Below are 14,036 nucleotides of genomic sequence, written 5' to 3'. Positions count from 1 at the left end.
ATGCGCCCGGCACTCGCACCGGGCGCATCACCCCGGGCCGATTCGCTTCAACCCGGTTTTCGACTTACAATCGAAAACGTGGCCCATAGTAGCACCATTCACGAATCGCTCACCGCGGTGTTCCAGGTTCGTCGCTTCATGGACACCGTTACCGCAGGTCCGGGCGCTGCCGACGGCAACGACAGCGCAATCGTGAGCGAACCGGTCGACCCGCAGGCGCCGCGCACCGCCAACGGCTTCCACACCGAGCTGGGCGTCCTGCTGTGGCAACGCGCGATGGAACCGCAGACCGGCACCTGGTCGCTGCCCGGCGGGCGGTTACGCGACGACGAGGACCTCGACACCTCCGCTCGCCGTCAGCTGGCGGAGAAGGTCGACGTGCGCGAACTGTGGCATATCGAACAACTGTCGGTGTTCAGCGATCCGCAGCGGGTGCCCGGGGGGCGCCGGATCGCGTCGGCTTATCTGGGTCTGGTGCCGCTGACCGCCGACCCGCAGCTTCCGGCCGACACCCGCTGGCATCCGGTCTCGGCCCTGCCGAACATGTCGTTCGACCACGGCACCGTCGTACACCATGCCCGCACCCGGCTGGCGGCGAAGCTGTCGTACACCAATATCGCCTTCGCCCTGGCCCCCTCGACGTTCACCATGTCGACACTGCGTGAAATCTACTGCACCGCACTGGGTTACGAAGTCGACACGACCAACCTGCAGCGAGTTCTCAGTCGCCGCAAGGTGATCACGCCCACCGGCGAAACCGCCCCACCCGGCCGATCCGGCGGGCGGCCCGCCGCGGTCTATCGGTTCACCGACGACGAGATCCGGGTCACCGACGAATTCGCCGCCCTGCGACCGCCCGCGTAGCTTCGTCGACGCGTTCGGCCGGCCGGCGCGGGCGCACCGGCCGCTGCCGGGAATGCCGGGCCGGGCCGGAGTGGTCGGGTCACGCGCCCGGCGGTCGCGCGCGGTAGCGTCGGCGGAATGGAATCGCTGATGCACCGGATTCTCGATATCGCGCCGGTGTGGGTTTATCTGACGGTCGGGCTGCTCGTCTTCGCCGAGGACGCGATCTTCGTGGGATTCGTGATCCCGGGTGAGACCGCGGCCGTGCTCGGCGGCGTCGCGGCGAGTCAGGGCCACGTGGTCTTGGGGGCGATGATCGTGCTGGTGGTGGCCGCGGCGATCATCGGCGACTCGGTCGGCTACGAGGTCGGCAAACACTTCGGCAGCCGCCTGCTGGCCGCGTCGTTTCTCGACAAGCACCGCGGCCGCCTCGACCGTGCCCAGGACTTCCTGGCCCGCCGCGGCGGGTGGGCCGTCTTCCTCGGCCGCTTCACCGCCTTCTTCCGCGCGGTGATGCCCGCGCTGGTCGGCGCGTCACGGATGCCGTATCCGAAGTTCCTGACGTTCAACGCGATCGGCGGCATCGTGTGGGGCACGACCTTCGTCGTCCTCGGTTACGTCGCCGGCAATTCCTACGAGGCGGTCGCCAAAACCGTCGGCCGCGATATGGCGATCGCGGTCGTTGCCATCGTGGTCGTCGCACTGATCGTCTGGAAGTTGCGTGAACGCCGCCACGACAAGCAGATCGAATCCGAATATCACGCCACCCACGACGGCCGCTGACGCACCGCTCGAGCGGGCGCGGCGGCCGCTACCCGGCGTACCTCACCACTGCCGATCGCGATGCTTGACCGTCCGCCGATAAACCCGCTTGTTCGCAACAGGTTGCGCCGCGGCGGATCTGCGCAATTCGTGCCGGCGCCGCCACGCGGTGAGATCGGGACGTTCGGTGGGCTGCCGCGTCCCGCCGTCGCTATCCGGCCGCGCCTCGAACGCCTTCATGCTCGTCACCTTCTCCCCCGCGGTCTTCCTCGGCCCGCCACACGGTACCGAGCGCCCACTCGGGCCGCCAGCGAATAAACCCCACGAGCCGCACGAGTACCGCCGCCCACGGTGCCGGACCGGCCGCCGACCGGGTCGGCGATCCACGGGCGGTCTTCGTCTCCGGCGGGCACCCGCACGGCGCCGAAAAACCGGCCGTGGCAGGGTTTCGCTCGGCCTCGGACGCCGGCTCAGCGAGGCGTATTCGCGCCGCGGTAGGAACCCGGGCCGTGGTACGGGCCGTAGGAGACATCGGACAGCGGCGGGCGCGGTGCGGAACCGAGCGGTTCGGCGCTGTCGCGGCCCAGGTCCTCGGAGGTGCTGAGCGCGGACAGGAGAAGGACGACGAGTCCGGCTGCCAGCGGCTGGACCAGCAGGACGGTCCAGCCTTCGACCGTGGGGGCGAGATCGACCACGGTGTGCACGGGCGGGTTGTGCGCGCGGGGGTGGATCCAGCGGGCGACGTGCTCACCGGACCAGGACATCACCCACGCGCCGGCGAGCGAGCCGAGGAGCAGGCCGCCCAGCATGATCGGTCCGCGGACCGATCGCCAGCGCCAGACCGCGGCCGCGCTCAGCACACCGGCGACGACACCGGCACAGGCGAAGATCGCGACGGCATCGAAGCGGTGCGCGCTTTCGCCGGTCATCGCCAGTCCACTACCGGGCTCGACGACGAGCACCTTCTCCGTCGGCGCGAGCAGGGCCCACACCCCGCCACCGATCAGGCCGACCACCAGCACCGCCGCGAGGATCCACAGGGCGGCCCGCAGCTCTCGCCGCAGCGTCGACACCGGAGCGGCGCCGCCCGGCGGCACCGCGGCGGCGCGCAGCGCCATCAGCGAGGGTCCAGGCTGTGCGAATCGATCACACCGTGCCGGGAGCATTTCGCCCACCAGCCGTCCGGGCTCACCTGCACGACCATGCGGCGGCCGCATTCCTCGCAGAAGCGCGGGGGTTCCAGGCCCAAGGCCGCGGCCGCGGGCATCGGATCGTCCAGACCGACGACGATCCGTTTGCCCGTGTACGGGTTGTAGCGCTCGTGCATATCAGGCTGCGGCATCTGGACCACCATTCGCGAAACCCCTTGTGAAGTGCAGCTCTCCAGCTGCTCGACAATACCTCGAGCGGTGTGGCGCAGCGCCGTTCGGCGCCGCGCCGCCGAACGGTCAGAGAGTCTCGTTGAGCGCCTTGATCGGCATCTTCAGATCGGTCAGCAGATCCAGATCCTGTTCGGCGGGGCGGCCGAGGGTGGTCAGGTAGTTGCCGACGATGACGGCGTTGATGCCGCCGAGGATGCCCTGCTTGGCGCCCAGGTCACCGAGGGTGATCTCGCGACCGCCGGCGAACCGGAGGATGGTGCGCGGCAACGCGAGCCGGAACGCGGCCACGGCGCGCAGCGCATCGGCCGCGGGCAGCACCTCGAGGTCACCGAACGGGGTGCCCGGACGCGGGTTGAGGAAGTTCAGCGGGACCTCGTCGGGCTCGAGTTCGGCCAGATTCGCGGCGAATTCCGCTCGCTGTTCCAGACTTTCGCCCATGCCGAGGATGCCGCCGCAGCAGACCTCCATCCCCGCCTCGCGCACCATGCGCAGGGTGTCCCACCGCTCCTCCCAGGTGTGGGTGGTGACCACGTTCGGGAAGTGTGAGCGGGCGGTCTCGAGGTTGTGGTTGTAGCGATGCACGCCCATGGCGGCGAGCTGGTCGACCTGCTCCTGGGTGAGCATGCCGAGCGAGCAGGCGACCTGGATGTCGACCTCGTTGCGGATCGCCTCGACACCGGCGGCGACCTGGGCCATCAGCCGCTCGTCCGGACCGCGCACGGCGGCGACGATGCAGAATTCGGTGGCGCCGGTCTTCGCGGTCTGCTTCGCGGCCTCGACGAGGCTGGGGATGTCGAGCCAGGCGGCGCGCACCGGAGACTGGAACAGCCCCGACTGCGAACAGAAGTGGCAGTCCTCGGGGCAGCCGCCGGTCTTGAGCGAGATGATCCCCTCGACCTCGACCTCCGGGCCACACCACTTCATCCGCACCTCGTGCGCGAGCTCCAGGAGCGCCTCGAGTCGATCGTCGCCCAGGCGCAGCACCTCGAGGGTCTGCTCCTGGTTCAATCCGATTCCACGCTCGAGGACCTGCTCGCGGGCGACGGCCAGAATATCGGTATTCACAGGTGCCTGCGTCACTGCACGAATCCCTTCGTCCGGCCCATGCGGCCGTGCCTATTGCGGCATGGACCGGGCCCTCCACGGTTACGCACGCTGCCGCCTCCGGGCCTGCGGGTCCATGCCGTGCAACTTGAACGGTGTTCAGGCTAGGGTAGCGTGCACACGGAGTCAAAACTCGTCCGCGGTCCCCCTCCCGCCCCGGAACGAGTCGTTCGAACCGGCCGGGCACCCGCCGGAGCGAAGCGGAGGCCGAAACACAGGGGTATTCAGTTGCAGCTGCACCGGGCGGATGTGATCGACGGCGCCATCGCCATCCTGGACCAGTACGGTCTGGCCGATCTGACGATGCGCCGGCTGGCCAACGCGCTGAATGTGCAGCCGGGCGCCCTGTATTGGCATTTTCCGAACAAACAGGCCCTGCTGGGCGCGGTCGCCGACCGCATCCTGACCCCGATGGACGAACCCGTCACCGCCGAGGAGTGGTCCGGCCAGATCAGCGAACTGGCCCACCGGCTGCGGTCGTGTCTGCTCGCCTACCGCGACGGTGCGGAGCTGGTCTCGGCGACCTACGCCTCCCGGCTCACCACCAGCAAGGGCCGGGAACGCTTGGCCGGAGCGATGATTCGAGGTGGCATGACCCGCGAGGAGGCGGACCTGGCCGCCTACACCCTGCTGTACTACGTCCTCGGCGAGACCGTGGACGAGCAGTCGCGGATGCAGATGGATTCGGCCGGCGCACTGGCGGAACAGGATTCGCCGCTCTACGAGAACACCTCCGCCACCGAACGGTTCGACTTCGGTTTGCAGCTGTTCCTGGGCGGGGCGCTGCATCTGCTCGGGAGCCGGGTGCGATAACCGGACATTCCAGGCGGTAGTATTCCGGACCGTCATCCTCGGCGGCGCGGGAATCCGGTGGAAATCCGGAACGGTCGCGCCACTGTGATCGCGGCGGCCGCCCCCGGGGCGGGCCGGCGCGGGAGTCAGACCTCCGCCGCCGGGCACCGCTCTGAAGGGTCGCGTCATGCCTGTGGAGTTCCGGCGATGATTCACGCCCGGACCGTATTCGTCATCCCCGTCGTCGCCGCGCTGCTGCTCGCGGCGATGGTCGTGGCCGCCGCCTGCGGTGCCGAACCGCTGCCGATTTCGGCGGTGGTGACGGTCCTGCGCGGGCATCTGACCGGATCCGGCACAGCCGATTCCGCCTTCGACACCATCGTCTGGCAGCTGCGGGTGCCGCGTACCGTCCTGGCCGCCATCGTGGGCGCGGGACTGGCCCTGGCGGGTGCGGCGATGCAGACCCTCGTGCGCAACCCGCTCGCGGATCCCTATCTGCTCGGCGTCTCCTCCGGCGCCGGGGTGGGGGCCGCGGCGGTGATCACGTCCGGACTCTTCGCGGGCGCCGGGATCTGGGCACTGTCGGGCGGAGCCCTGATCGGCGCCCTGGGCGCGGCGGCCGCGGTGTTCGCGGTGACGCTCGCCCAGGGCGGACTCACCCCGCTGCGCCTGGTGTTGACCGGAACCGTACTGGGCTCGGCCTTTTCGGCGCTGAGCAGCTACCTGATCTTCCGCAGTGCCGACCCCAAGGCCGCCCAGTCGGTGCTGTTCTGGCTGCTGGGCAGCCTGGCCGGGGCGGATTGGACCCGGATCGCCGGGCCCGCCGGTGTCGTGGCGGTCGCCGGCGCGGCGCTGTTCGCGGTCCACGGCTGGCTGGACGCGCTGAGCGTCGGCGCCGACACCGCGGCCGCCGTGGGAGTCCCGGTGCGGGCCATGCGATACGGGCTGTTCATCGGATCGGCCGTCTTGGTCGGGGTACTGGTCGCGGTGTCGGGTGGCATCGGATTCGTCGGGCTGGTGGTGCCGCACGCGGCGCGGCTGCTGGTCGGTTCGACGCATCGGCGCATGCTGCCGGTGAGCGCCCTGTGCGGTGCGCTGTTCCTGGTGGTCGCCGATGCGGCGGCCCGGGTTCTGGTACGGCCCACCGAGATTCCGGTCGGGGTCCTGACCGGTTTGCTCGGCGCCCCGGTCTTTCTGCTGCTGATGGGGCGGCGGCGCTATCGGTTCGGTGCGTCGTGAGCGAACCGCCGGGACGCGACCACCCCCACCACCGCGACGGGTCCGGGGTAGGCGCTGCGAACAAGCCGTGCACGGCCGCCGCACTGGAGGTCGAAGACCTCGCGTGCGGGCCACGCCGCCGGCCGGTGCTGACCGAGGTCGGGTTCGCCGTGGCGCCCGGGGAGGTGATCGGCATCGTCGGACCCAACGGTGCGGGTAAGACCACGCTGCTGCGGACCCTCGCGGGTCTGGCGCGGCCGCGGATGGGCACGGTCGTGGTGGGCGGCCGAGATCTGCATGCCGTCTCGCCGCGCCGGCGCGCCCGCCTGGTCGCGCTGGTGGGGCAGGACGAACAGCCGCCGGACGAGCTGTGTGCCGGCGATGTGGTGGCGCTGGGCCGCACCCCGTATCTGCCGCCGTGGGGTGCGGGCAGCCCGGCCGAACGCCGGGCGATCGAATCCGCCTTGCGGGCGGTGGATCTCGACGGTTTCGCCGATCGGCCGGTGCGGCGGATGTCCGGCGGGGAGCGGCAGCGGGTCCTGCTGGCCCGGGCGCTGGCACAGGCCAGCCCCCTGCTGCTGCTCGACGAGCCGACCAATCACCTCGACATCACGCACCGGCTGGCGCTGCTGGATCTGGTCCGCGGCCTGGATCGCACGGTCGTCGTCGCCCTGCACGATCTGACCCTCGCCGACCGCTACTGCGACCGCGTGCTGGTCGTGCACGACGGAGTCGCCTCCGCTCTCCGCCCGCCGGCGGAGGCGCTGCGCCCGGAGATCCTCGCCGCCGTGTTCGGTGTGCGGGCGGCGCGCGTCCGCCACCCCGAGACCGGCACCACACACCTGCTCCTGGAACCGGATTCGCCGGGCCGGCCGGCGGCCGATGGGTCCGGTCCGGACCGTCCACCGAGCTGAGAGGAAACGAACCATGCCGTACACCCGATGGCTCGTGGTCGGGCTGAGCGTTCTGTTCGTGGCGGGATGCAGTACCGCCCGCCCCGCGGCGGGCGATCTGACGCTCACCAATTGCGGTGAGCAGGTGCGGTTTCCGTCTCCCGCGCAGCGCCTGTTCGTCAACGACACCAATATGGTCGCGATGACCCTGGCACTGGACGCACAGGACGCCGTGGCCGCGGTCGCGGGCCTGCAGCAGGATGCGCCGACGTTGCGCCGCCATTACGGCGACGTCGTCGACCGGCTGCACGAGGTCGCGCCGACCTCGCCGTCGCGGGAGACGGTGCTCGCCCAGCGTCCCGATGTGATGGTCGCCGGCTGGAACTACGGCTACAGCGAGGCCACCGACGTGACGCCGGATACCCTGCGCGGCAACGGTATCGCCGCCTACGTGCTCACCGAGAGCTGCCGGCCGCATGCCGGCCGACAGCAACGGGGCACCACCGAACCGTGGACCGCGCTGCGCACGGATCTGTCGAACCTCGGCGCGATCACCGGCCGCACCGATCGCGCGGCCGCCGTGATCGCCGATATCGACGCTCGTTTGCAGCGGCTGCGGTCCGCACCGCGGCCGGCGACACCGCCGACGGTGTTCGTCTTCGACTCCGCGAGTGAAACCATCTTCTCCAGCGGCAGATTCGGGGGCCCGCAGGCGGTATTGGCGGCCGCCGGCGCCCGCAACGCACTCGACGACGTCGACGACACCTGGACCGCGGTGTCGTGGGAACGGCTGGCGGCCGCCGATCCGGCGGCCATCGTCTTCGTCGACTATCCCGGACAGAGCTTCGACCAGAAGATCGAGGCCCTGCGCGCCAAGCCCGGGATCAACCGATTGCGCGCCGTGACCGAACAGCGGTTCCTGAATCTGCCGTACGTGCTGTGGACATCGAGCCCGCTCAACATCGATGCCGCCGAACAGGTGCGGGTGCAACTGGAACGATGGAATCTGCTGCCGCCGTCGGACATCCGTCCCGCATTCGACGACGCGGTGCGGTAGCCGGTCAAGACGTTCCCGCCGCCTGCTCGGAATGGACGAGGGCGATGAACGGCACGATCTGGCGGCTGATCACCGTGTTGTATTCGACGGGGTGCTGGCGTGGGTCGGCGTGGCCGGTATGGCGGGTCAGCACCACCAGCAGTGTGCCGTCGACCCCGCCGACGGTGTCGACGAGGACCCGGTGGGTGTATTCGTCGTCGACGATCGCGTCCCGGTACGGATTGTGCGGGCGGATGAACGCGATCGCGGGCCGTGGTTTGGCACCGGCGGGTTTCGCCAGGGCCCGCAGATCGTCGACCGCGCCACTGGCGACGATGGCCTTGAACTGATCCTCGATCAGCCCGTTGCTGGCGGCGTCGGTGTTGAAGATCTTCTGCCGCAGCACGTCGGCGACGGTGCGGCGCAGCGCGTCCGCCCGGATCCCGGGCGGGCCGGAGCCGTGGTCGACGAATTGGTCACGCCGGGAATAGGTTTCCGCCAGCAGGCGCAGGCCGCGGCTTTCCCGAGCGCCGGGGAACCAGCCGAACCACCGCAGCAGATCCTCACCCTGGTCCCGGCTTTCCGGCCGCACCGCGGCCAGGTCGACCGGGGTGCAGTCCAGGATCACCGCCGACAGCGTGCGCGTGCTGTGGGTGTGGATGTGCTTGGCGATCTCGAGCGCGATCACACCGCCCATGCTGTGCCCGACCAGCACCACCTTGGGGATGCGGGCGGCTTCGGTGACGCGCAGGATCAGATCGCTGATCACCTTGGTGTCGATACCGGTGTTGTCGTAGCGCACCGCCCACACCGAACCCAGCTGCCGCAGCGACGGCAGCGCCCGCGCGGTGTCGGAGGCATCGAGCGAGCCCAGGCCGACCAGGTCGAAGACCGCGGTGTCGCGGGGCGCCGGCGCGGCCGGTCCCGCGATCGGCAGTACCGCCGGATCGGTCCGGGCCAGCCGGGCCTGCTCCGGCGCGACATCGTGGCGCATGTACTGGCCGAACAGGATGAGCACCACGATCGGCACGAGCAGCAGGCGTAACAGCATCCGGCGGGTGCGCCCGAAGCTGTGCCACCGGCGGCCGATCCTTGTCTCGGCCAAGCGCGCTCGCCGTCGCGCGTCGTCGTAGTCCGCTACGGTGGACGGGTGTCGAACCGGTATGGACATCCTCATCCACTGTAGGGGCGTCCGCGGGTACCGGGCCGGACCGGCGACCCGGTCCGGTGGTTACTCGGGGTTCGCGAGCAGCCGGCCCGGCGCGGCCTGACGCCAGGAGTCGAGAATGATCGCCTCCAGTTCGGCGCGGTCGTCGAGCGCCGCCAGCCGGGCCCGGACCCAGGCGTTGCCGGCCTCGTGTGCGGCGATCCAGAATTTCTCGGGTTCGGCCACCACCAGTTCGTCCCGATCGACGATCGGACAGCGCACCGCCATCGACGTCTCCGCCTCGGGCAGAGTGAGGAACAATTTGCCTGCCACCCGGAAAGTCGGCATCCCCCAGGTGAATTGCTCGGACGTCTCAGGTAGCGACAACGCGTATTCGCGGGCATCGTCCCCGGTGACACTCATATCCACATCATGCCGGTCGGCACCGACATGCTCGCCCGCCATGGGCAGCGATCGAGCAACTGCGCTCAGCCGAGGTAGCGGCGGCTCCAGTCCGGCAGGAACCAGCCGGGTGCGGTGTCGGCGAAACGTTCGGGTAGCCACTGCCCGGCGCCCTCGGGAATCACTCCGACCACGTCGACCCCCGTCACCTCGGGCAGATCCGTGCGGTTGCACTCGGACGCGAGATCCGGTGCGGCCGGCCACGACCCGATGACCAGGCCCGCGCAGCGCACCCCGGCCGCGGCCAGCGCGCGGGTGGTGAGTTCGCTGTGGTTGAGCGTGCCGAGTCCGGCGGCGGCCACCACGAGGACGGGGGCATCGAGCTTCTGCGCCAGATCGACGAGCGTGAAGTCGCCGACCCGCACGAGCAGTCCGCCGGCGCCCTCGATCAGGGTGAGGTCGGCGTCGGCGAGGGAGTCGATGCCGGCGACCGTCTCGCCCAGCGTCAGCAACGGCCGGCCGCAGCGGCGGGCGGCGGTGTCGGGAGCCAGCGGCTCGGGGTAGCGGGCCAGTTCGAGGGTGCGGGTGACGCCCGCGAGGCGCTGCACCACCGCCAGATCGCCGGGTTCGCCGGGCAGGACGCCGGTCTGTGCGGGTTTGCAGACCGCTACGCTGCGCCCGGCGGCACCGGCCGCGGCGGCGAGGGCGGCCGTGACGACGGTCTTGCCGACATCGGTCGAGGTGCCCGTGACGATCAATCGGGTCATACCGGTACTGCCTCCTGTGAAGTGGTGCGGATCCTCATGCCGCGCTGCGTTCGCGCGCCTGCAGCAACACCTCGTCGAGGACCGAGGCGATGGTGGCCATCTCGGTGTCGGTGAGATCCGCGCGGGCGGTCAATCGCAGTCGCGAGGTGCCCTCGGGTACCGACGGCGGCCGGAAACACCCGACGCTCAGTCCCCGCGCCCGGCATTGCTGCGCCGCGTCGTAGGCGATCTGCGCCGGTCCGAGCACCACCGATACGACCGCCGAATCCGGTTGCGGCACATCGGCGATACGCGCTATCTCACCGGCCCGGGTCAGCACCCGCCCGGCCAGTTCCGGTTCGGCGCGCAGCAGGCGCAGCGCGGCGTGGGCGGCCCCGACCGCGGCGGGCGCGAGTCCGGTGTCGAAGATGAACGTGCGCGCGGTGTCGATGAGATGGTCGCGCACCCGGTCGTCGCACAGCACGATTCCGCCCTGGGCGGCCAGCGCTTTCGACAGGGTCGCGGTGACGATGAGATCCGGTTGTCCGGCCAGGCCCAGTTCCGGTACCAGCCCGCGGCCGCCGTCGCCGCGCACACCGAGGCCGTGCGCCTCGTCGACGATCAGCACCGCTCCGTTGGCCCGTACCACCCGGTGCAGGTCGACCAGCGGTGCGAGATCACCGTCGGCGCTGAACACCGAATCGGTGAGAACCAGCGCCCGCTCCTCGGTGCGCTGCGACAGCAGCCGGTCGACGGCGTCCACATCGCAGTGCGGTGCGATCTCCACTCGCGCCCGCGAGAGCCGGCAGGCGTCGACGAGCGAGGCATGGCTACCCGCGTCGGAGACGATCAGCGCGCCGCGCCCGGCCAGGGCGGTGACGACGCCGAGGTTGGCGGCGTAGCCGGAGGCGAAGACCAGACCCGCGGCGGCGCCGGTGAACTCGGCCAGCTCCGCCTCGAATTCCTCGTGCGCGGTGGTCGTGCCGGTGACCAGTCGCGACCCGGTCGAACCGGTCCCCCAGGTCTCGACCGCCGCGATGGCGCCGGCGATCACCTCGGGGTGCCGGGACAGGCCCAGGTAGTCGTTGGAGGCGAGATCGATGAGGTCGCTGTGCGCCGATCGCGGCCGCAGCTCCCGGCGCAGGCCGGCCCGCACCCGCTCACCCGCACGCTCGTCCAACCAGCTCAACGGATCCACAGTCACAGCTCGGAAGCATACTTGAACGCCGTTCAGGGGATGGCAGGCGGGCTCCGATCCCCGGTTCGCGCGCCACCCGCCGGTGTTCGGTGCGACGACCGGACGATCACCGCGCGCCGCCGCCCAGCGGCGGTGCTGCCGCACCGAGCCGGGCATGAGCGAGCCGGCACAGATCCACCGGCCGCAGCGCATCGGTCCGCTGCCACCAGCTCGCCGGGACGGCCGCCCGGTGGCTGATATGCGCCACGGTGGCGAACCCGTGCCGATGCAGCAGCTGATCGAGGGCCGCGGGGGTGAAACTGCTCAGCCACGGCTCGCCCTGCGCGCGGGCGGCCGGCTCCACGGAGGCGGCGTAGGAGCGTCCGTGCTCGTCGCGCAAGGCGGGATCCAGCAGGTATTCCATCACCAGTTCCGAGCCCGCCGGCAGACCGGACAGGCCGGACAGCACGGCCTCGATCGCGGCTCCGGTCAGATACATGCTGACTCCGAGCCAGCTCACCAGGACCGGCCGCTCGCGGTCCACACCGGCGGCCGCCAATGCCGGCACGGGCTCGTCGTGTTCGAAATCGACCGGGACGAAAGCCAATTCACCGGTTGCCGAGATATCGGCGAGGGCGAGGATTTCCCGTTTCCAGCGTTGGGTTTCCGGATGGTCGACCTCGAACACCCGGATCGCGGCGGCCGGATCGCGGTAGCCGAAACTGTCGAGTCCGGCGCCGAGAATCACGTACTGGTCGATTCCGGAAGCGACGAGCCGGGTCTCCACCCAGTGGCTGCGCACGGTCGCCTGCGCCCGGACCGCGGCCAGCAGCGGGTGGCGGCGGTGCCGCAGGTGATAGCCGACGAGTTCCTCGGCGTGCGGGCCGAGCAGCGCGCCGGCCAGGTCGTCCCGGAACAGGTAGGGCTCGTCGTCGACCAGTGGATGCGCTGCCCGAGCCGCGGCCGCCATCATCGCGGTGCGGCTGGGCTCGGTGCCGATCATCGATGATCCCTCCACCGTCCGCCTACGCACGTCCGCCACGACGAACCATGCGGCCCGGTGCCGATCACCGCGCGAATTTCGATGATAGCCAGGAAATTTCGCGTTCGCGCTCACCTCAACACCGGAAAACAACCATTCGATCTACGAGAAATGGCCGGGCGGAAAGGCAATGCGGTCAGCCCGCGGCGGCGGTGGCCACGACGCCCGCCGCGATCCGGGCGATATCGTCGGCGCTGCTGATGAACGGGGGCATGGTGTAGACCAGATTCCGGAACGGCCGCAACCAGACACCGGCCTCGACCGCCGCACGGGTCGCGGCGACCATATCGATCGGATGATCGAGTTCCACCACGCCGATGGCGCCCAGCACCCGGACGTCGACCACGCCCGCAATCTCCTGCGCCGCAGCCAGCCCCGAGCGCAATCCGGCTTCGATGCCGGCCACCTCGCCGGCCCAGTCCCGGGACAGCAGCAGTTCGATCGACGCCACCGCCACCGCGCAGGCGAGCGGATTACCCATGAAGGTCGGTCCGTGCATGAGCCCGCCGTGCGCCGCGCTGACGGTTTCGGCGATGCGCGCCGTGCACAGCGCGGCCGCCAAGGTCAGGTAGCCACCGGTGATGGCCTTGCCGACACACATGACGTCGGGGGCGACCCCCGCCGCGTCGGCGGCGAAAAGCGTTCCGGTGCGGCCGAATCCGGTGGCGATCTCGTCGAAGACCAGCAGTACGTCGTGGTCGTCGCACAGCCGGCGCAGCTCGCGCAGGTACTTCGGGTCGTGGAAGCGCATCCCGCCGGCACCCTGCACCACCGGTTCCACGATCACCGCGGCGGTCTCGTGCGCATGCGCCGCGAGGAGACGTTCCAGTTCCGCGACGTAGGCGGGGTCGAATTCGGCCGGCGGCATCGGCGCGAAGATCTGCTCGGTCAACACGTCGGTCCACAGCGAGTGCATGCCGCCCTCGGGGTCGCACACGCTCATCGGCGTGAACGTATCGCCGTGATAGCCGCCGCGCCAGGTGAACAGCCGGCGCTTGTCCGGCCGGCCCAGCGCTCGCCAGTACTGCAGGCACATCTTCGCCGCGACCTCGACCGAGACCGAACCGGAGTCGCAGAGGAATACCTTGTCCAGCCCCTCGGGCGTCAGCCGCACCAGCAGTTGCGCGAGCCGGGCCGCGGGTTCGTGGGTAAGGCCGCCGAACATGACATGACTCATCCGCTGCGACTGCTCGACCAGGGCGGCGTCGAGGACGGGATGCCGGTAGCCGTGCACCGCCGCCCACCACGAACTCATTCCGTCCACCAGTTCGCGCCCGTCGGCCAGGGTGAGCCGGGTGCCGGACGCGGAGGCGACCACGAGCGGTTCGGTGCCCGCGGGAAATCCCCCATACGGATGCCAGACATGGGCGGCGTCGATGGCGGTGATCTGGTCGGCAGTCAGGGCCACGAGGATCCCTTCACGAGACGGCTTGAACGCCGTTCAAGTTAACACCGCGGCGGATCGGGCCGGCATCCGGATCGCGCGGTTCGG

The 14,036-nt window shown here is 70.3% G+C and carries 16 protein-coding genes; 6 read left to right on the top strand and 10 right to left on the bottom strand.

What is annotated here, in order from left to right:
* Window positions 1–78 precede the first annotated feature (78 nt).
* Both ON37_RS09240 and ON37_RS09235 read left to right on the top strand, forming a co-directional pair.
* Window positions 79–864: an NUDIX hydrolase gene (locus ON37_RS09240; protein WP_040718428.1), complete on the top strand. Its 786-nt coding sequence runs from the start codon at window positions 79–81 to the stop codon at window positions 862–864.
* A 117-nt stretch (window positions 865–981) separates the two neighbouring features.
* Window positions 982–1,626: a DedA family protein gene (locus tag ON37_RS09235; RefSeq protein WP_040718427.1), complete on the top strand. Its 645-nt coding sequence runs from the start codon at window positions 982–984 to the stop codon at window positions 1,624–1,626.
* A 42-nt stretch (window positions 1,627–1,668) separates the two neighbouring features.
* On the opposite strand, the gene ON37_RS33435 is transcribed toward ON37_RS09235, so the two are convergent.
* The 4 genes from ON37_RS33435 to bioB all read right to left on the bottom strand — a co-directional run bounded on the left by ON37_RS33435 (window position 1,669) and on the right by bioB (window position 4,067).
* The gene (locus ON37_RS33435; RefSeq protein ID WP_168441242.1) at window positions 1,669–1,845 is read right to left on the bottom strand and encodes a hypothetical protein; all 177 of its coding nucleotides are present in this window, start codon (window positions 1,843–1,845) and stop codon (window positions 1,669–1,671) included.
* A 230-nt stretch (window positions 1,846–2,075) separates the two neighbouring features.
* Complete coding sequence (locus tag ON37_RS09230; RefSeq protein WP_051031381.1) at window positions 2,076–2,723, bottom strand: DUF2567 domain-containing protein; 648 nt, start codon at window positions 2,721–2,723, stop codon at window positions 2,076–2,078.
* Window positions 2,723–2,947, bottom strand: coding sequence for a biotin synthase auxiliary protein BsaP (bsaP, locus tag ON37_RS09225; protein WP_040718449.1), 225 nt, complete (start codon window positions 2,945–2,947; stop codon window positions 2,723–2,725). The genes ON37_RS09230 and bsaP overlap by 1 nt, the downstream gene beginning before the upstream one ends.
* 106 nt (window positions 2,948–3,053) lie before the next feature.
* Window positions 3,054–4,067 carry a biotin synthase BioB gene (bioB, locus tag ON37_RS09220; RefSeq protein WP_040718426.1) on the bottom strand — a complete coding sequence of 338 codons (1,014 nt, stop codon included), beginning with the start codon at window positions 4,065–4,067 and terminating at the stop codon, window positions 3,054–3,056.
* A gap of 252 nt (window positions 4,068–4,319) precedes the next feature.
* Here bioB and ON37_RS09215 point away from each other — a divergent pair, with 252 nt between their 5' ends.
* The 4 genes from ON37_RS09215 to ON37_RS09200 all read left to right on the top strand — a co-directional run bounded on the left by ON37_RS09215 (window position 4,320) and on the right by ON37_RS09200 (window position 8,051).
* A complete protein-coding gene (locus tag ON37_RS09215; protein WP_040718425.1) occupies window positions 4,320–4,904 on the top strand; it encodes a TetR family transcriptional regulator in 585 nt (194 codons plus the stop codon).
* A 186-nt stretch (window positions 4,905–5,090) separates the two neighbouring features.
* Window positions 5,091–6,122, top strand: coding sequence for a FecCD family ABC transporter permease (locus ON37_RS09210; protein WP_040718424.1), 1,032 nt, complete (start codon window positions 5,091–5,093; stop codon window positions 6,120–6,122).
* The gene (locus ON37_RS09205; RefSeq protein ID WP_245553126.1) at window positions 6,119–7,015 is read left to right on the top strand and encodes an ABC transporter ATP-binding protein; all 897 of its coding nucleotides are present in this window, start codon (window positions 6,119–6,121) and stop codon (window positions 7,013–7,015) included. The genes ON37_RS09210 and ON37_RS09205 overlap by 4 nt, the downstream gene beginning before the upstream one ends.
* A gap of 13 nt (window positions 7,016–7,028) precedes the next feature.
* Window positions 7,029–8,051, top strand: coding sequence for an ABC transporter substrate-binding protein (locus ON37_RS09200; protein ID WP_040718423.1), 1,023 nt, complete (start codon window positions 7,029–7,031; stop codon window positions 8,049–8,051).
* 4 nt (window positions 8,052–8,055) lie between these two features.
* Here ON37_RS09200 and ON37_RS09195 read toward each other — a convergent pair whose 3' ends face one another.
* The 6 genes from ON37_RS09195 to ON37_RS09170 all read right to left on the bottom strand — a co-directional run bounded on the left by ON37_RS09195 (window position 8,056) and on the right by ON37_RS09170 (window position 13,952).
* Window positions 8,056–9,201, bottom strand: coding sequence for a lipase family alpha/beta hydrolase (locus tag ON37_RS09195; RefSeq protein WP_040718422.1), 1,146 nt, complete (start codon window positions 9,199–9,201; stop codon window positions 8,056–8,058).
* Between the two features lie 60 nt (window positions 9,202–9,261).
* Window positions 9,262–9,600 (bottom strand): MmcQ/YjbR family DNA-binding protein, encoded by a 339-nt coding sequence (locus tag ON37_RS09190; RefSeq protein WP_040718447.1) that lies wholly within the window; start codon window positions 9,598–9,600, stop codon window positions 9,262–9,264.
* A 65-nt stretch (window positions 9,601–9,665) separates the two neighbouring features.
* Window positions 9,666–10,346: a dethiobiotin synthase gene (bioD, locus tag ON37_RS09185; RefSeq protein WP_040718421.1), complete on the bottom strand. Its 681-nt coding sequence runs from the start codon at window positions 10,344–10,346 to the stop codon at window positions 9,666–9,668.
* A gap of 34 nt (window positions 10,347–10,380) precedes the next feature.
* Window positions 10,381–11,529, bottom strand: a complete 1,149-nt coding sequence (locus ON37_RS09180) for an 8-amino-7-oxononanoate synthase (protein ID WP_040718446.1) — start codon at window positions 11,527–11,529, stop codon at window positions 10,381–10,383.
* A 100-nt stretch (window positions 11,530–11,629) separates the two neighbouring features.
* A complete protein-coding gene (locus ON37_RS09175) occupies window positions 11,630–12,505 on the bottom strand; it encodes a class I SAM-dependent methyltransferase (RefSeq protein WP_210741485.1) in 876 nt (291 codons plus the stop codon).
* Between the two features lie 175 nt (window positions 12,506–12,680).
* Window positions 12,681–13,952, bottom strand: coding sequence for an adenosylmethionine--8-amino-7-oxononanoate transaminase (locus ON37_RS09170; protein ID WP_040718420.1), 1,272 nt, complete (start codon window positions 13,950–13,952; stop codon window positions 12,681–12,683).
* Between the last annotated feature and the right edge of the window lie 84 nt (window positions 13,953–14,036).

Origin of the sequence: Nocardia veterana NBRC 100344 (assembly GCF_000308855.1) — a bacterium.
GTDB classification, from domain to species: Bacteria; Actinomycetota; Actinomycetes; order Mycobacteriales; family Mycobacteriaceae; genus Nocardia; species Nocardia veterana.
This window is presented reverse-complemented; position numbering and strand designations above follow the sequence as displayed.